The sequence below is a fragment of the Pseudoalteromonas sp. CH_XMU1449-3 genome (assembly GCF_037027245.1).
Lineage (GTDB): Bacteria > Pseudomonadota > Gammaproteobacteria > Enterobacterales > Alteromonadaceae > Pseudoalteromonas > Pseudoalteromonas shioyasakiensis.
Window position 1 is genome coordinate 174,545 of the sequence record NZ_JAYMDY010000001.1, and the last position, 17,027, is coordinate 191,571.

The 17,027-nt window shown below is 42.3% G+C and carries 10 protein-coding genes; 8 read left to right on the forward strand and 2 right to left on the reverse strand.

What is annotated here, in order from left to right; translation table 11 throughout:
• The first annotated feature begins 124 nt into the window (after positions 1-124).
• On the forward strand, positions 125-1,429 hold the full coding sequence (gene nagP, locus WA256_RS00825; RefSeq protein WP_269408838.1) for an N-acetylglucosamine MFS transporter NagP: 1,305 nt from the start codon (positions 125-127) through the stop codon (positions 1,427-1,429).
• A 643-nt stretch (positions 1,430-2,072) separates the two neighbouring features.
• Here nagP and WA256_RS00830 read toward each other — a convergent pair.
• Together WA256_RS00830 and WA256_RS00835 are read right to left on the reverse strand one after the other, a co-directional pair.
• A complete protein-coding gene (locus WA256_RS00830) occupies positions 2,073-4,223 on the reverse strand; it encodes a TonB-dependent receptor family protein (protein WP_335988294.1) in 2,151 nt (716 codons plus the stop codon).
• Positions 4,224-4,978: 755 nt separating this feature from the next.
• On the reverse strand, positions 4,979-5,824 hold the full coding sequence (locus tag WA256_RS00835; RefSeq protein ID WP_054551321.1) for a LysR family transcriptional regulator: 846 nt from the start codon (positions 5,822-5,824) through the stop codon (positions 4,979-4,981).
• 124 nt (positions 5,825-5,948) lie between these two features.
• On the opposite strand from WA256_RS00835, the gene WA256_RS00840 reads away from it, so the two are divergent.
• From WA256_RS00840 to WA256_RS00870, 7 genes are all read left to right on the forward strand, one after another.
• Complete coding sequence (locus WA256_RS00840) at positions 5,949-6,548, forward strand: hypothetical protein (RefSeq protein ID WP_335988298.1); 600 nt, start codon at positions 5,949-5,951, stop codon at positions 6,546-6,548.
• 180 nt (positions 6,549-6,728) lie between these two features.
• Positions 6,729-7,811 carry a glycine cleavage system aminomethyltransferase GcvT gene (gcvT, locus tag WA256_RS00845; RefSeq protein ID WP_335988300.1) on the forward strand — a complete coding sequence of 361 codons (1,083 nt, stop codon included), beginning with the start codon at positions 6,729-6,731 and terminating at the stop codon, positions 7,809-7,811.
• 51 nt (positions 7,812-7,862) lie between these two features.
• Entirely contained in the window at positions 7,863-8,252 is a 390-nt protein-coding gene (gene gcvH / locus WA256_RS00850) for a glycine cleavage system protein GcvH (protein WP_054551324.1), read from the forward strand.
• A gap of 199 nt (positions 8,253-8,451) precedes the next feature.
• Positions 8,452-11,343 (forward strand): aminomethyl-transferring glycine dehydrogenase, encoded by a 2,892-nt coding sequence (gcvP, locus tag WA256_RS00855; RefSeq protein WP_335988303.1) that lies wholly within the window; start codon positions 8,452-8,454, stop codon positions 11,341-11,343.
• A gap of 852 nt (positions 11,344-12,195) precedes the next feature.
• The gene (locus tag WA256_RS00860) at positions 12,196-12,681 is read left to right on the forward strand and encodes a hypothetical protein (RefSeq protein ID WP_335988305.1); all 486 of its coding nucleotides are present in this window, start codon (positions 12,196-12,198) and stop codon (positions 12,679-12,681) included.
• A 740-nt stretch (positions 12,682-13,421) separates the two neighbouring features.
• Entirely contained in the window at positions 13,422-14,426 is a 1,005-nt protein-coding gene (locus WA256_RS00865) for a leucine-rich repeat domain-containing protein (RefSeq protein ID WP_335988308.1), read from the forward strand.
• 732 nt (positions 14,427-15,158) lie between these two features.
• Complete coding sequence (locus WA256_RS00870; protein WP_335988310.1) at positions 15,159-17,027, forward strand: hypothetical protein; 1,869 nt, start codon at positions 15,159-15,161, stop codon at positions 17,025-17,027.

Genomic DNA, 17,027 nt, shown 5'->3' on the forward strand with positions numbered 1-17,027 from the left:
ATAGCGCTGTCATTTTTGTTAGTGTATGATTAAATTTTTGTGATTGGTATGGAAATTAAACAACTCTGTTGAGTTGTATACTAGATTCCAACCAAATAAAAATAATTAAACTAAGAGAACAATTATGGAAGCAACGGTTGAGTGTGACAACAACACAAAACAAAGCATCTGGCTGCCAATGGTATTGGCCGGCTCAATGTTTTTTATCTTAGGGTGTATAACGTGGCTTAATGGTGCAATCACACCGTTTTTGCAGCAAATGCTTGAGCTTTCGCCGTTACAAGCTTCGTTTATCATCTCTTCTTTTTATATTGCGGTAACAGTTGCCGGTATCCCATCGGCTATGCTGATCAAGCGCGTTGGTTATAAGAATGGTATGGCGATTGGCTGTGCGATTATGGCTTTATCGGCGCTGATGTATATTCCGGCTGCGAAACTGCAAATGATCGAAATTTTCTTGTTCGCACAGTTAATGATAGGTGTTGGACAAACCGTGCTACAAACCGCTGTTAACCCATATGTGGTGAAAATGGGCTCTGAAAAATCAGCCGCTGTGCGCGTGTGTATCATGGGCTTATTAAACAAATTTGCGGGTGTTATCGTGCCTGTGATTTTTGCAGCTGTAGTAGTAAGCGGTGTGGTTGATGGCGCAGGTAAATTATCGCAAGAACAAAAAGATATTATGGCAAATAGCCTTATCATGCCTTATGTATTGATTGCTGCGTTAATCATGTTATTTGCTGCCTTTGCGAAATTTGCACCATTACCTGATTTAGTGTTTGATGAAGACGAAACATCAAACGGTAAAGGTGAAATTAAAGAAACCCTAGCACATCCTCACTTAGTTTTAGGTGTCGTGGGTATTGCTTTATACGTTGCTGTTGAAGTTATTGCAGCAGATACCATTGGCTCGTACGCTTTACAAATTGGCGTTGCCGACTACTCAGTTATGACCTCTTACACTATGGCGTGTATGTTGATTGGTTACGCGATTGGTATTTTGACTATTCCACGCTTTATGAGCCAACAAACGGCGTTATTAATGTCGGGTATTGCTGGTATTATCACCGTGTTGTTAGTGGTACTTGGTAGTAATGACTCGTTTATTATTTCAAACCTATTATTAGTGCCATTTGGTGGCCCACAATTACCAGACCCATTGTTATGCATTGCGTTATTAGGCTTTGCTAATGCCATGGTTTGGCCTGCAATTTGGCCACTGGCTTTAGCTGGCTTAGGTCGCTTAACAGGCACTGCATCAGGCTTATTGATCATGGGCATTGCTGGTGGTGCACTAGGCCCATTATTAATCGGTTTAGGAAACGTAGCAGGCCTAGGTGCACAAGGCGCTTATGTTGTTATGATCCCAAGTTATGTATTCATTTTATTCTATGCCCTAAAAGGCCATAAGATGAGAAGCTGGAAGTAATCCAGTAGATTATTTTCAAGTTAGGCAAAGCCGCGGTACGCCCATCACCGCGGCTTTTTTGATCTTAAACTAAAGCTATCAGCTTTCAGCCTTCAGCTATCAGATTGAAAACAAAAGAGCTGAAATGCTCACCTGTAGGCGTGAAATTTATTTCGCGCGATGCTTCTCAAACCAACGGGTAAGTCGTAGGTCGGGCTTTAGCCCGTCGATGTTAGTGATTATGTGTCGCCATAAATGACGACTTACATTGCTTGATTTATTAGCTCGTAGGTTGGGAAGAGCGGAGCGAAACCCAACGCTTGGAGCCATCAGTCGTCAGCTATCAGATTGAAAAGTTAGCGAGTTAGAAAGAGTAAAGGTACGAGTTTCGAGGGCCGAGATGCGAGGTGTAGGAGGCGTTTTAACGCCGAAAAAAGTCAAAGGGGGGAGGTATTCCAACCCAAAAAAACACTATGCTGTTAGCACCTAGCACCTAGCACCTAGCACCTAGCACCTAGCACCTTTAACCATTCCTACGCAACATAAAATCGCTGCTACAATTTTGAAAACTCGCAACTCGCAACTCGCAACTCGCAACTCTCACCCACAAAAAAGCCGTGGGATTATCATCACACGGCTTTTGATATTTCGCTAAGTCGTTTTATTAGAACGAGTAGCTGTAACCTAGTTGTAGGGTACGTGGTTTACCCGGTTGAATACCGCCATTTGCACGGTTTGCAACGTAGGTTTTGTCAAACAGGTTGTCTACTGTTAAGTATACTTTTTGTTTGTCGTCGATTAGGTATTTAGCAGCTAAATCCCATACAACGCGGCTGTCGATTGCATTGCGACCTGAGCTAGTTAAGTCTGCGTGTGCATCAGACACATAACGCATTTGTGTATCGAATACAAAGCTTGAGAACTCAGCACCCACTGAAAGCGCTAATTGGTTTTCAGGCACGTATGGCATTGCATCGCCTTTTTCTACGCTACCCCAAAGATCTGATTCAAACGCGTTGTCGAACTCAGAATCCGTGTAAGTGTAAGTTAAGCGAACTGGGAACGAAGCTGCATTAGTAGCAAATACTTTACCTGCACTTAGCTCAAAGCCAGACACAGATACTTCACCATAGTTGTATTGGTCGCCGATGTTGTCATCGCTACAACCTACAGCCGCAGTACAGTTACCGTGCATGTTTGTGTAGTCAGAGTTAAAGTAAATTACTTCACCTTGAATGCCTGCGTAATCGTAACGACCACCTAGCTCAATGTTAACACTCTCTTCTTCTTCTTGATCCGCATTACCAGGGGCTGCTGGTGCGTAACCTTTTTGAATACCAGCAAGAAGCGTTAGGTTATCGCTAACAGTGTAAGTAGCACCTAGTGATGGTACTAAGATCTCAGTGTCGTTGCTGATATCTTTTGTTAGGCCATTTTCACGGTTAGGATCAGACTTAGCCCATTCAACACGTTTGATTGTGATGTCTTCGTAGCGAAGACCTGCGCTAATAACTAATGCATCAAGTGACCACTCATCTTGAATGAAAAGGGTAGTCGCTTCTGCGCTATCTAAACGGTTGCTGTTTGAACCTGGAACGCCTTTTTCTGTAAGCGTCATTGATAGGTCTTGGTTAAGCGTGTACTTGTCTTCCCATTGGAAACGATCCATTTCATCTTCGTGGTAACGTGCACCCACAGTGATGTAGTGGTTGCCCGCTGGGATATGGAATTCAGTTTGTAAGCCTTTCGCTTGGTAATCACGGTTATTCGCTTTTACGCCAACACCTTCAATACCTTCGCTCGTTGGGTTTGCTTCAAACTCGCTGTATTGCTCAAGGTAGCTGCTGCTTACTTTGCTTGCTTTATACCAGTTACGGTGGAAATCGTTCAGGTAAGCTGTAGCAAGTAACTCGTAACCTTTACCAAAGCGGTATGCATAGTTGATTTGGTATGCATTGTGTTGTGTGTTCATTTCATCGTTTTGCGATGCAGCATAACGACGGTAAGGGTTTGCTTGGTAATCAGCGTCAGTTAAGCCCATGTACGTTTCGTCAGAGCGCTCGTCTGAGTATTTTAACTTCATTTCTAGGCTGTGTGCTTCGTTGTCACCAAAGTCAAAGCCAAACTTTAATAAGAAATCGTTCTTTTCAAATCCTGTGTTGTCGCTACCTACAGGTAAATCTTTAAAGCCATCTGCACCGTAAGTAAATACTTCTACAAGGCCCGCAGCATTGTTTTTCTTTTTACCGAAGTAAGCATGACCTTTGTAGAAACCGTCGCTACCAAGCTCGGCGTTAAGTAAACCTTTAGACCCTTCAGTTGGTAAGCTACGAGAAACTAAGTTTAAAACACCGCCTGTTGTACGCGGGCCATACTTTACAGAAGCTGCACCTTTAAGTACTTCGATAGACTCCATACGACCCATAGTAGGGAAGTAGTAAGCAGAAGGCGCTGAGTAAGGTGCTGGTGCTACAAGTACACCATCTTCCATTACTGAGATTTTGTCGTTACGACCTGTACCCGTACCACGCATACCGATGTTAGGACGAAGGCCGTAGCCGTCTTCTTCTTGTACATATACACCCGGTACAGCACTTAAAACACGAGATATATCAGTATATTCAAACTTTTCTAGTTCTTGCTCATCAATAAAAGTAGCAGAGCCAGGAATATCGTTAATTGCAGATGCAGAGCCAATTACAGTGATTTGCTCGAAGTTCTTCTCTTCTTTAGTTACATCTTTTGCAAAAGCATTAGCGCTTAAAGATAAAGCGACCGCAGTCGAAAGCGTAGAAACAATAAACTTAGGTGTCATTGTGTGTCCTGTATATGTTTAGATTTTTTTAACCGGCGCAATTAAAACATGTAAAATAATGCGAATCAATCCTATTTGTAATAAAACAGCTCTGAACTGTAAGTTTTTGAAATAAATAAGATATAAGAAATACAGTAGTATTGTATTACGATATTGGTTTTGGGGAGGTGTTAAGTAAAACTTAATAGGGTGGAGCCATTAGCTTTCAGCCGTCAGCTATCAGATTAAAAGTTAGCGAGTTAGAAAGAGTAAAGGGGAAAGTTTGCGAGATAAGAGGAACGAGATGCGAGATGTAGGAGGCGTTTTAACGCCGAAAAAAGAGTTATTAGATATCAGTGGTTAGAAGTTAGATTAAAACAACAGAGCTGTAAGCTTTAAGCTATAAGTCAGATCAGCCTGCACGCAGTCTCAGTGAAATGCATACCCGTAGGCGTGAAATTTATTTCGCGCGATGCTTATCTAAGCCTAACGTTTGGAGCCATCAGCTTTCAACCGTTAGCTATCAGATTAAAAGTTAGCGAGTTAGAAAGAGTAAAGGGGAAAGTTTGCGAGATACGAGGAACGAGATGCGAGTTGTAGGAGGCGTTTTAACGCCGAAAAAAGTCTATGCTGTTAGCACCTAGCACCTAGCACCTAGCACCTAGCTAAATTCCTACGCGATATAAAATCGCTGCTACAATCTTGCTAACTTGCTAACTTGCTAACTTGCTAACTTGCTAACTCGCAACTCGCAACTCGCAACTCGCAACTCAATCCTAAGTCAAACGTAGGGCAATGAATTCGGCGAGTTTATCTACGGCGGTGCCGGGATCGTCGGTGCGTTTAATTAAACTAATACCGATTTGACCAAGCTCGGGGAGGTCCTTGGTTTGTATTTGGTAATTAAGCTCATTCGGTACGGTGCTTTTTGCAAGCACCGTAATGCCTAAGCCTTCTTTTAATGCCGCAGTTAGGCCGGTTAAGTCGGCATTACTGTAGGCAATGCGGTATTTAATACCCGCACTTTGTAGCGCCTCGATTGCGCGGCGGCGATAAATACATCCCTCGGGGGCGGTTACAAGCGTTACCACATCGTTCTGTGCAAGGTTTAAATCACCCACCCATACTAGTTGGTCTTGCATAAAAATAGGGAATTTGGCAGATTCTAGCTCTTCGTTTAATGCCAGTACTAAATCGAATTGATCTTGGCGCGAGACCGACAATAAATGCTTACTCAAACGAGAGCGCACTTCGAGCGATACGTCAGGGTAGAGGGCCACGAAGTCACCAATGATCGACGGTAAAATACGAGCGGCAAATTCACTGGGGATCCCCAAGCGCACTTTACCGGTCACGTTTTCGCTGGTGAACTGCTGCAAAATGGCATCGTTTTGTTGCAGCATTTGCTTAGCTAATGGCATAAGCAGTTCGCCATATTGATTAAGCACTTGGCGCTGGCCTTGCTTTTTAAACAGCTTATGGCCCAGCATGTCTTCTAGGCGCTTTATTTGTAAGCTCACAGCCGGTTGCGATAGCCCCAATAATTCACCTGCTTTGGCAAACCCGCCAACTTCAACAACAGTGACTAAAGTACGTAAACTATCGGTAGAAATGTTTTTCATTAAAAAATTCTATTTATAGGGCTATGTATATAAGCATTATTTATCAATTGATAAATAATTACAATTTGTTGTTGCTAGCACGGCGCAATATACTTCAAGCATTAACGATTGATAGGTGTCACATATGACTTTTACGCCAATAATGTTTGCTCGCCACAGCCAAGCTGAGACCCCAGCAGACAACGTGCTACAAGCAAATAGCGATACTGCCATTATGGATTTTAGTGGCACTGAAGCAATCCCATTTTTAACGGCTATTTTAGGTCTTGATATTAATAAGCTAACCGCCAGCGGTTTAGGCTTACGTAGTTCATTAGACGATGACCTAACAAGCAGCTACGCTTATGCCCTGTATTACTTTAACGAAACTGCATTTCGTTTTGTATTAGGTAAAGATGCCTGCGTGCAATTACAGTCGCTTATTAATGAGCAACAACTACGTTACGACATTGATTATGTAATGCGTGACGATTTAAGCGCACTAACCCTAAGTGGTGAGCAAGCGTTTGATGCCTTGGTCGACAGCTTTAAGCTAACGCCGGGGCTGCGTTTATCAGACATGCGCAGTTGTTATGGTGCACAAAGTGGTGAGGTATTTATTACCGCCATAGATAACCAAGCAACACAGCAATTTCAGCTGGTGGCGCGCCAAGCAGAGCTTGATAAATGGCAAACGCACTTACAGCAGCTCGGCTTTGATTTAGCCTTAGCCAACGTTGCTTAAAATATAAAATTTTTAAAACAGCTACGCACTTGGGTGTTTAGCTGTTTTTTAGTTACAAAATCGCAATTTGGGTGTGACAACTGTGCAACTAATGTATAATCGCCGCCCATGTTATTCCCCCTCATTAAATTGAGGCCACGCCCCACAACTTGTGGGTTAATTTAAAAGTGAAGGAATATTATGACTTCTAAAACAGTTTTACATGCTAAGCACCTTGAAGCTGGCGCAAAAATGGTTGATTTCCACGGCTGGGAAATGCCAATCAACTACGGCTCACAAATCGAAGAGCATAATGCGGTTCGCACAGATGCAGGTATGTTTGACGTATCTCACATGACTATTGTCGATATTCAAGGCGAGCAAGCACAAGCGTTCTTACGTAAGCTAGTTGCAAACGACGTTGCTAAGTTAACTGTACCAGGTAAAGCACTTTACACAGGTATGCTTAACGAAGAAGGCGGCGTAATCGACGACCTAATCATCTACTTCTTCTCAGAAACGAACTACCGTTTAGTAGTTAACTCAGCAACACGTGAAAAAGATTTAGCGCATTTAGCTAAAGTTTCGGCTGATTTCGCCGTAACGGTTACTGAGCGTCCTGAGTTTGCAATGATTGCCGTTCAAGGCCCTAACGCACGTGCTAAAACAGCAGCAGTACTTAATGCAGAGCAACAAGCTGCTGTTGAAGGTATGAAGCCTTTCTTTGGTGTGCAAGCAGGTGATTTATTTATTGCGACAACAGGCTATACTGGCGAAGATGGTTATGAAATCGTAGTGCCTAACGATCAAGCTGCTGATTTATGGCAACAACTTCTAGACGCAGGCGTAGCGCCAGCAGGTCTAGGTGCGCGTGATACGTTACGTCTTGAAGCGGGTATGAACCTATACGGCCTAGATATGGACGAAAGTGTTTCTCCACTTGCTGCAAACATGGCGTGGACAATCGCATGGGAGCCAGAAGATCGTAAGTTTATCGGTCGTGAAGTATTAGAGCAGCAACGCGCTGATAAGAGCACAGACAAACTAGTTGGCTTAGTGCTTGAAGAAAAAGGCGTATTGCGTAGCGGTTTAAAAGTCATCGTTGAAGGTGGTGAAGGGGTGATTACCTCTGGTACATTCTCACCAACCCTTGGTCACAGTGTTGCGCTAGCACGCGTTCCGCGTTCAACTGGCGAAACAGCCCAAGTAGAGATGCGTAAAAAACTGGTTAACGTTAAGGTTGTTAAACCTTGCTTTGTACGTAACGGCAAATCAGTTATCTAAACTATAAAAAATTTGGTGTTATCACCCAATATAAACCAAAGGAACAAAAAGATGAGCAATATCCCAAGCGAATTAAAATATGCTACTTCACACGAGTGGGTTCGCGACGAAGGTGACGGTACGTTTACTGTAGGTATCACTGAGCACGCACAAGAACTTCTTGGCGACATGGTATTCGTTGAATTACCAGAAGTTGGTGATGAAGTTGACGCGGGTGAAGACTGCGCAGTAGCTGAGTCTGTAAAAGCAGCATCAGACATCTACGCACCAATCGGCGGTGAAATCGTTGCAATCAACGAAGAGCTTGAAGATTCGCCTGAAACAGTAAATAACGACCCGTACACTGACGGTTGGTTATTCCGTATCAAAGCATCTGACACATCAGAGCTTGATAACCTGTTAGACGCTGAAGGCTACGCTAACACAATCGACGAAGACTAATTAATTAGTCACGCCGACTAAAAGCCCCGTCTAGATCCCCAGCTAATTAAATGCGCTGCTTGGGTTTCACAGGGGCTTTTATGATTTTATAGCTTACTTTTCCATACGCTGTAAGTTACTGAATCAACCTGTTTTTAAGTTATTGCCAGTTACCCATTGGCAGTAACCACTTTTTTTTGGATCATAGGAATCTGGACAAATGTCAAACGCCAAATCTCTTGAACAATTAGAGCAAAAGCAAGATTTTATTCGCCGCCACATTGGGCCAAGCCCAGCGCAAGTAAGCGACATGCTGAGCGCTCTTGGAGTATCGAGTGTTGAAGAGCTGATCGGTCAAACGGTACCTGCAAGCATTCGCTTAGAGCAAGGTTTATCAATTGGCGAAAGCCGCACTGAAGTTGAAACACTAAGCTACTTAAAATCAGTAGCAAGCAAAAATAAAGTGTTCAAATCATACATCGGTCAAGGTTACCACCCAACTCACGTACCACACGTAATTTTACGTAACGTACTTGAGAACCCAGGCTGGTACACTGCGTATACACCATACCAACCAGAGATTGCACAAGGTCGTTTAGAATCATTATTAAACTTCCAGACTATGACCCTAGACCTAACTGGTCTTGATTTAGCAAGCGCGTCATTACTTGACGAGTCAACGGCTGCTGCAGAAGCAATGGGCCTTGCAAAGCGTGTTGCTAAAGCTAAAAAAGCTAACATCTTCTTCATTGCTGATGACGTACATACACAAACAATCGACGTTGTTGCTACACGTGCAGACCAGTTTGGTTTTGAAGTTGTTGTTGGTCCTGCAAGCGAAGCGGCTAATCATGAGATTTTTGGTGCGTTATTCCAATACCCATCAACAACTGGTGAAATCACTGACGTAACTGACCTAATCGCACAAGTACAAGACAAAAAAGCGATTGCCTGTGTTGCTGCAGACATCATGAGCTTATTAATGCTTAAAGCGCCAGGCAAATTAGGTGCAGACGTAGTACTTGGTTCAGCACAGCGTTTTGGTGTACCTATGGGTTACGGTGGTCCACACGCTGCATTCTTCGCAACACGCGACAAGTACAAGCGTTCACTACCAGGTCGTATTATCGGTGTTTCTAAAGACCGTTTAGGTAACGACGCACTACGTATGGCAATGCAAACACGTGAACAACACATTCGTCGTGAAAAAGCCAACTCAAACATCTGTACAGCGCAAGTACTACTAGCGAACATGGCAGCGTTCTACGCGGTTTACCACGGTCCACAGGGCCTTAAAACTATCGCTGAGCGTATCCACCGTTTTGCAGATATCTTAGCGGCAGGCTTAAAAGCGAAAGGTGTAAACCTTAAGCACGACACATGGTTCGATACACTGACTGTTGTTGCAGATAATAAAGACGAAATCGTTGCACGTGCAGTAGAGCACGGCGTTAACTTTGCGTCTAACCGCGCAGGTGAATACTCAATTTCTGTATCAGAAACAACAACGCGTGCAGACGTAGCTGAGCTATTCGACATCATTTTAGGTGAAGATCACGGCCTAAGCGTTGATGCGCTAGCAAACGAAATCGAAGTAAACGGCAGCAACTCTATTCCTGCAAGCCTAGTACGCGATGACGAAATTTTAACGCACCCTAACTTCAACTCGTACCACAGCGAGACTGAAATGTTGCGTTACATCAAGCGCCTAGAGAACAAAGACTTAGCGCTTAACCACTCAATGATCTCATTAGGTTCATGTACGATGAAACTTAATGCGACAGCTGAGATGATCCCAATCACTTGGCCTGAGTTTGCAAATTTACACCCATTCTGCCCACTTGATCAGGCAGCGGGTTACCAAATCATGATGACTGAGCTACATGATTGGTTAGTAAACATCACAGGTTACGATGCAGTTTCACTACAACCTAACTCAGGTGCACAAGGTGAATACGCAGGCTTAATCGCGATTCGTAAATACCACGAGTCACGCGGTGAAGGTCACCGTAACGTATGTTTGATCCCAAGTTCAGCGCACGGTACAAACCCAGCGTCTGCACAAATGGCAAGCATGAAAATCGTGGTTGTTGACTGTGATAAAAACGGTAACGTTGATATGGCAGACCTTAAAGCGAAAGCCGAAGAGGTATCTGAAAACCTATCTTGTATCATGATCACTTACCCATCTACACACGGTGTTTACGAAGAAACAATTCGTGAAATCTGTGACATCGTGCACCAGCACGGCGGTCAAGTGTACATGGACGGCGCAAACATGAACGCGCAAGTAGGTGTTACAAGCCCAGGTTCAATCGGTTCTGACGTATCGCACCTTAACCTACACAAAACATTCTGTATTCCACACGGTGGTGGTGGTCCAGGTGTTGGCCCAATCGGTGTTAAATCTCACCTAGCGCCATTTATGCCTAACCACAGCGTAATTAATGTTGCTGGCACAAACATCGGTAACGGTGCGGTTTCTGCTGCCCCTTACGGCTCAGCGGCTATTTTACCAATCTCGTGGGCATACATCGCCATGATGGGCTCTGAAGGCTTAAAACAAGCAACAGAAATGGCTATCGTGAACGCTAACTACTTATCTGAGAAGCTAAGCGAGCACTACCCAATTTTATACCGTGGCCGTAACAACCGCGTTGCGCACGAGTGTATTGTTGACCTACGCCCACTTAAAGAGCAAACAGGCATCACTGAAATGGATGTAGCTAAACGTCTACAAGATTACGGCTTCCATTCACCAACTATGTCATTCCCAGTAGCTGGCACACTAATGATTGAGCCAACTGAGTCTGAGTCTAAAGTTGAGATCGACCGTTTCATCGAAGCAATGGTGTCAATCAAGTCAGAAATCGACCGTATCGCATCTGGCGAATGGTCAATTGAAAACAACCCGCTAGTGTTTGCACCGCACACACAAGCAGACGTACTAGGCAATGAGTGGGATCGCGCATACGACCGTTTCTACGCAGCATTCCCAGTACCAAGCGTAGCAAAAGACAAATTCTGGCCTACAGTAACCCGTATCGATGACGTATACGGCGACCGTAACCTAGTTTGTAGCTGTGCCCCAATCGAGAATTATAGAGATTAATTTTTTATAATTTTCAAATGATTATAAAAGCCGTTGCCGCAAAGCAACGGCTTTTTTGTGGCGTGAAGAAAGCGGCGGGTAGATTGGGTAGAGCGGAGCGAAACTCAACAAGTTAGCGAGGGGACAGTTAGCGAGGGGAAAGGGGGAAAGGAGCTATCAGATTAAATCAAAAGAGCTGTAAGTAATAAGTTGTTTGTGCCCGTATATTGCTATGGCTGAATTCGATACCGTAGGCGTGAAATTTATTTCGCTCGCAATAGTTTGTTGTAGGTCGTCCTTTAGGGCGAAAAATAAATTTATTTCACCACAGAGGCGCTTCATGCTACACCGAGCTCAATATTGTTGTAGGAGTCGGCTATAGCCCAAAAATTGTATCACCTTGGCTGATGATTCCTACTGCTAACTTTTGTCGGGATAAATCCGCGACCTACATTAAAAACCTTATTCAAGGTTTTTGCCAGATTGCTGGCGGCAACCAAGGGGCGAGTTTTCCAATTTAATTCTGCTGTAAATAATTCATCCCTAAAGCAGGGTTCCTGTCAGCATCCATGCTTCCACTTCCTCGCGCTGCGAAACTTCGTTTCGGTCACTAGTCACCCAAGCATCACGCTATTTCCTTGAAAATATAATTGATGTGAACGTAAATGTGAGGTTGATGTTTGACTTAGGGGAGTGTGAATGCAGGCTCACGGGTTGTGGTCTAAGGCAGCTATGTATTTCTTAATTTCAGTATTTTATTATTGTTACGTATTGGGTACTATTAACGCAAAATAATTAAAACTTTAAAATATGATGAGATCTCTAAAAAGTACAATATTTGTTATTGCTATGCTTCTTTTATCAGCATGTTCTATGATTCAAGAAAAACATATAGATGGGCAGAGTATAAGTAATTCTGAAGGAATAGTTGTTACAAATTTAATTTCAAATACAGATGAAGTTGGTAACATATTTGTTCCTCATTTAAAATATATAGCGGTTTACCAAGGGGAAAGTAATGATGCCGGTCTTTCAAAAAAAGTAGAATTCACACCTGATAAAAATAGCGATCATAATATTTTCAAACTTCCAGTTGGTCATTATAAATGGTGGCAAATAGTATTTGGTAACCACTACTTCCTACTGGATAGAAATGAAGGTTTTGAAGTCAAAGAAAATACGGTTACTTACATTGGTGATTTAAAAACTATCATAGACTATGGGTTTATGAGTATTAGCGCTGAAAATAATGTTATTGATAACCAAGAAGAAATCACTAAGTTCTTGTTAAAGAACTATCCTAAATTAATGAGTGAAAGCGTTTTTGAGAAAAAGTTAACTATACTGGAATCTATTTAGCGTAAAATTTATTTCGCGTTCAATAGCGTTTGTTGTCAGATTTTAGCCTGAAAGTATTTTTAGGAATATATCGGGATAAATCCGCGACCTACATTAAAAACCTTATTCAAGGTTTTGTCGCGCTGGCGACGGCAGCCAAAGAGGGGCTGCCGCTGACCCCTCTCAGGACTCTCCCAGCGCCACCCGAGCATCACGCTTAATCCTTCAAATAATTAATTGATGTGAACGTAAACGCCGTGTAATCGCCATCCATGGCGAAGTCACGGCTTTGATTTCATCCATGAAATGAACTACTCATCAATTACTTATTTTCAGGGCGTGATGACGGGGGAGAGTATTAAACGTGAGATTGGTGTTTGGTCCAGGAAAAATGCAAGACCCCAAGTGTTCTCAAGCCGATGAGGCGCTATACAGAAAAGAAAGCGGGCGGAAGCTATGGGGTCAGGTCTTTCTTTTTGCCTAACCTATTTACCAATCCTAATCCCGACACTATGCTGTTTGCACCTTGCACCTTGCACCTTGCACCTTGCACCTTGCACCTTGCACCTTGCACCTTGCACCTAGCGCTGTAGGCGTGAAATTTATTTCGCGCGAACCCATTAAAAAACAACTTCGGAAGAATTTCTGTATTTATATGGGTACAAACATCAAATAACCTGTATTATGCATGCTTTGCTATTGGGTGGCGAAACCTCTTACTTAACCACCTGATTATGTTGTTGAAAATTTAAGGTGAAAGAATGTTAAAAGGGAACTTTGTGCGCATTAAAAGGGCTTTGGCCTGTTTGCTTGTGTTAAATCTTGGGGTTGCTGGTGCTTCGGCTAATGACGATACACCAATAGAGGCCGTGGTTGCAGATGCTAATTTCTTAACGTGTTTACAAGAAAGTGGCTATAAAACTGTGGGGGAGGTGACAAAAATACATTGCAGAGATCGCGGTATTACTTCAGCCAAAGGGGTTGAGCATTTCAGTAACTTAACAAAACTCGTCCTCAGTAATGAAGGAGATAGCTTCATAGTTGGTGAAATTGGTGGCATTACAAGCAGGCCTGCCGATAAGAAAGTGCCAAACCAGCTGACCGAAATCGACATAAGTCACAACAGCCAGCTTTTCCGTGTTGATTTAAGCCAAAACAGCCTTACGAGTATTGATGTAAGTAACAACGAAGAGTTAGAGACTTTAATGCTGGGTGGTAATAAGCTTTCAAAGCTTGATGTAAGCACTAACAGTAAACTTACATGGCTTGATCTTAAAGATAATAAGCTGACAGGCGAATTGACGCTTGTTAATTCTGAACTGTATCAACTTAATCTGTCGGGCAATAAGCTCACAAAAGTAAATATACCGAGTGGTATTCGTAACCTTGAGCTTGCAAATAATCAGTTAAAAAACCTAGATTTAAGCAAGTTCAAGATGCTCAGCGAACTAAACCTAGATGCCAACCAGCTTAGCTCTTTAGACATCAGCCATAATAAAAAGTTAACTGCACTTTACGCCAGTAATAACCACTTAAGCACTATCGATTTAACAGCAAACCCTATGCTTCAAGTGCTCTTTTTGTCAAATAACAAATTAAAAAACATTGATTTACGTGAACATGCAAATTTAGTAGATATCAGCCTTTTTAATAACCCACTAAAAAAAGTAGATGTAAGCAAAAGCTATAATTTAGAGCTGTTAGAACTCGACAGTGGTGTTGAGTGCATAGGCATAGGTTGTGCAACAAGGTTTGAAGGGTATTAATAACAGCGTGTTGGGCAGAGCACTGCGAAGCTCGATAAGTTAGCGAGAGGAAAGGGGAAAGGATAAATTTCCCCGAACTCGCAAACTTTCCCTTTGCTAACTCGCTAACTTTTGTTCTTAATCTGATAGCTCTTATGTTTATCGCGCGAAATAAATTTCACGCCTACGGATGAGCATTTCAATTTAACTATGTGCGGGCACAATCTAATCTAACTTCTAACGACTGATATCTAATAACTCTTTTTTCGGCGTTAAAACGCCTCCTACGACTCGAATTTCGTCTCTTTCCCTTTACTCTTTCTAACTCGCAAACTTGTATTTTCCATCTAACTTCTAACGACTGATATCTAATAACTCTTTTTTCGGCGTTAAAACGCCTCCTACGACTCGAATTTCGTCTCTTTCCCCTTTACTCTTTCTAACTCGCAAACTTGTATTTTCCATCTAACTTTTAATGACTGATATCTAATATCTCCTTTTTGTACGGCGTTAAAGCATCTCCTACATCTCGCACTTCGCACCTCGTCCCTCGCACCTATTAAAAATTTTTATCCCTCCATAATTCATCCATTATTGTGATTTACCCTTTGAAATATGAACCTTTTGTACCCCAATTTGGGTGGGTTAAAGCTTAACCGTTTCGAAAATAAGTCGGTCGGACTTTGAGTAGAAGTATGAGTTTTATTAATTAATAGTTTGTCGAAATTACAATCAATAATTAGGAATCGTAATATGAATCAGTGTAAAAGGATTAGTGCTGTGTTGGCTTTATCCCTACTTTCAATAGTTGGGTGTTCTGATGATGACTCTACCGAACAAGAAGCTGTTGCTAATGTCGCTTTGAAATCTATGAGCCCAGTGTCTGATGACGTTTATCAACCAGGGCAACAGATCACAGTTGATTTCAGTACCGAAACAACCTTATTAACGAATGAACATGTTGGTGTTTCATTTATTTTAATTGAAAGAAGTAAAGTCGCTGAGCTCGAAACTGAAGATGAGCCTGATGGCTACGATTTGGGTGAGTTTTATATTGAGCAGTTACAAGAAGGCGAGCAAAATCATACGGCAACATTAATTTTGCCAAATGAAGATCTCGTTTCGGGTGAATTTATTATTGCCGCTTTTGTTGATACAAGTGGTGTGATCTCAAGTGAAGTTGATGTTACAGATAATAAGTCGCGTGGCATTGAGTCTGGTGACGAAACAACCTACAGCTCAGTAACCATTAGCGATGGTCATTATCATGATTTTGTTTTAGATAAACTTAAAGTTGGCGACGGCTTTGCTATTTTTCCTGGTCCGGGTAAACGAGATACCACAGGTACTGGTGAACCAACACAGAAAGTACCTGATTTAATAGGCTTTATTAATGCCACCAAATTTGGTAATTCAGTCAACGAGGCTGACATCAGTGCAACAATAACCATCGGCGAAACCACTTATCATGCTCACTTATGGAATGAGCAAGCGCAAGCTTATATGGAGACGATGCGTATTAAGTTTCCTGACCATGAGCAATCTCATTACTTTCCTTGGGATGTTGCAGTAAATGGCGTATTGCTAAAAGCGATACACGATAATTTTGATCACGATGGTGGTGAAAACAGTTTTAGCATGACATTTACCTTCCACGACAACTCTGATGAAATTGAAGCTCATAGCGAAAATAATAGTATTACCGTTGAAGTACCTTATGCGCTTTATCATGATGAAGTGAGTACTGCAGAATCGGTAGAGCTAAATAGTAATAAAACAACAATAGCGTCAGCATCAGCGATGCAGACTACAGCTTCAGCAGCAACAACGTTGGCAAAAGTTGGCAGTTGGAGTGCTACTTATGGTGACAGTGATGCTGTAGCAATCAGCCCTTCTTTTTATAGCTATATGAATGTTTCTTCTAGTAATGGTGGTTCAGCCGAGGGGCTAGTTGAAGCAGATTTAGATCTTTACCTATTTGATAAATCAGCGAGTTTGGTTAGTGCCAGTGCTGAAGCGAGTGCAAATGTAAGTGATGGTGAGATTACTTATGCAGCAAACTTTAGTGTGCTGGGTGACACTTTAATTGACGAGGGTGACACGTTAACGGCCTTAGACAAGTCTTTAGGATATAGCTGGAGCGAAGAGCAAAAAGTGGTTGAAACGACGTTCACCATTGTAATTGTTCCGGTGACAGTGGAGGCTGGCGTCACTGGCAGCTTGGATTTAGGAGTTGGTTTAACTTATAGCAATAGCCGAATTGACTTAGGGGGAGATATTGTTACTGCCAGCATGGATGCATATGCTACTGCAGAAATAAATTTGGGCGTTGCAAGTGGCGGTGTTGGTATCGACTTCTTAATTATTGCAGATACATTTAATGCCACACTTTATGCGGATTTAGCTAAAGCTATCACTGATTCTAAAATAACCTTAGGAATTGATGTAACAAATGATATTGAGGCTATTTCCGGTGAATTTTATGTTTATGTGAAATACCCTAAATACAAGTGGTGTTGCAAGATTAAGACAAAAACCAAAACTCAAACTATCTACGATACCAGTACCTTGTACGATAAAAGCTGGACAATTTTAGACGAATCAGCAACCTTAAATTATTAG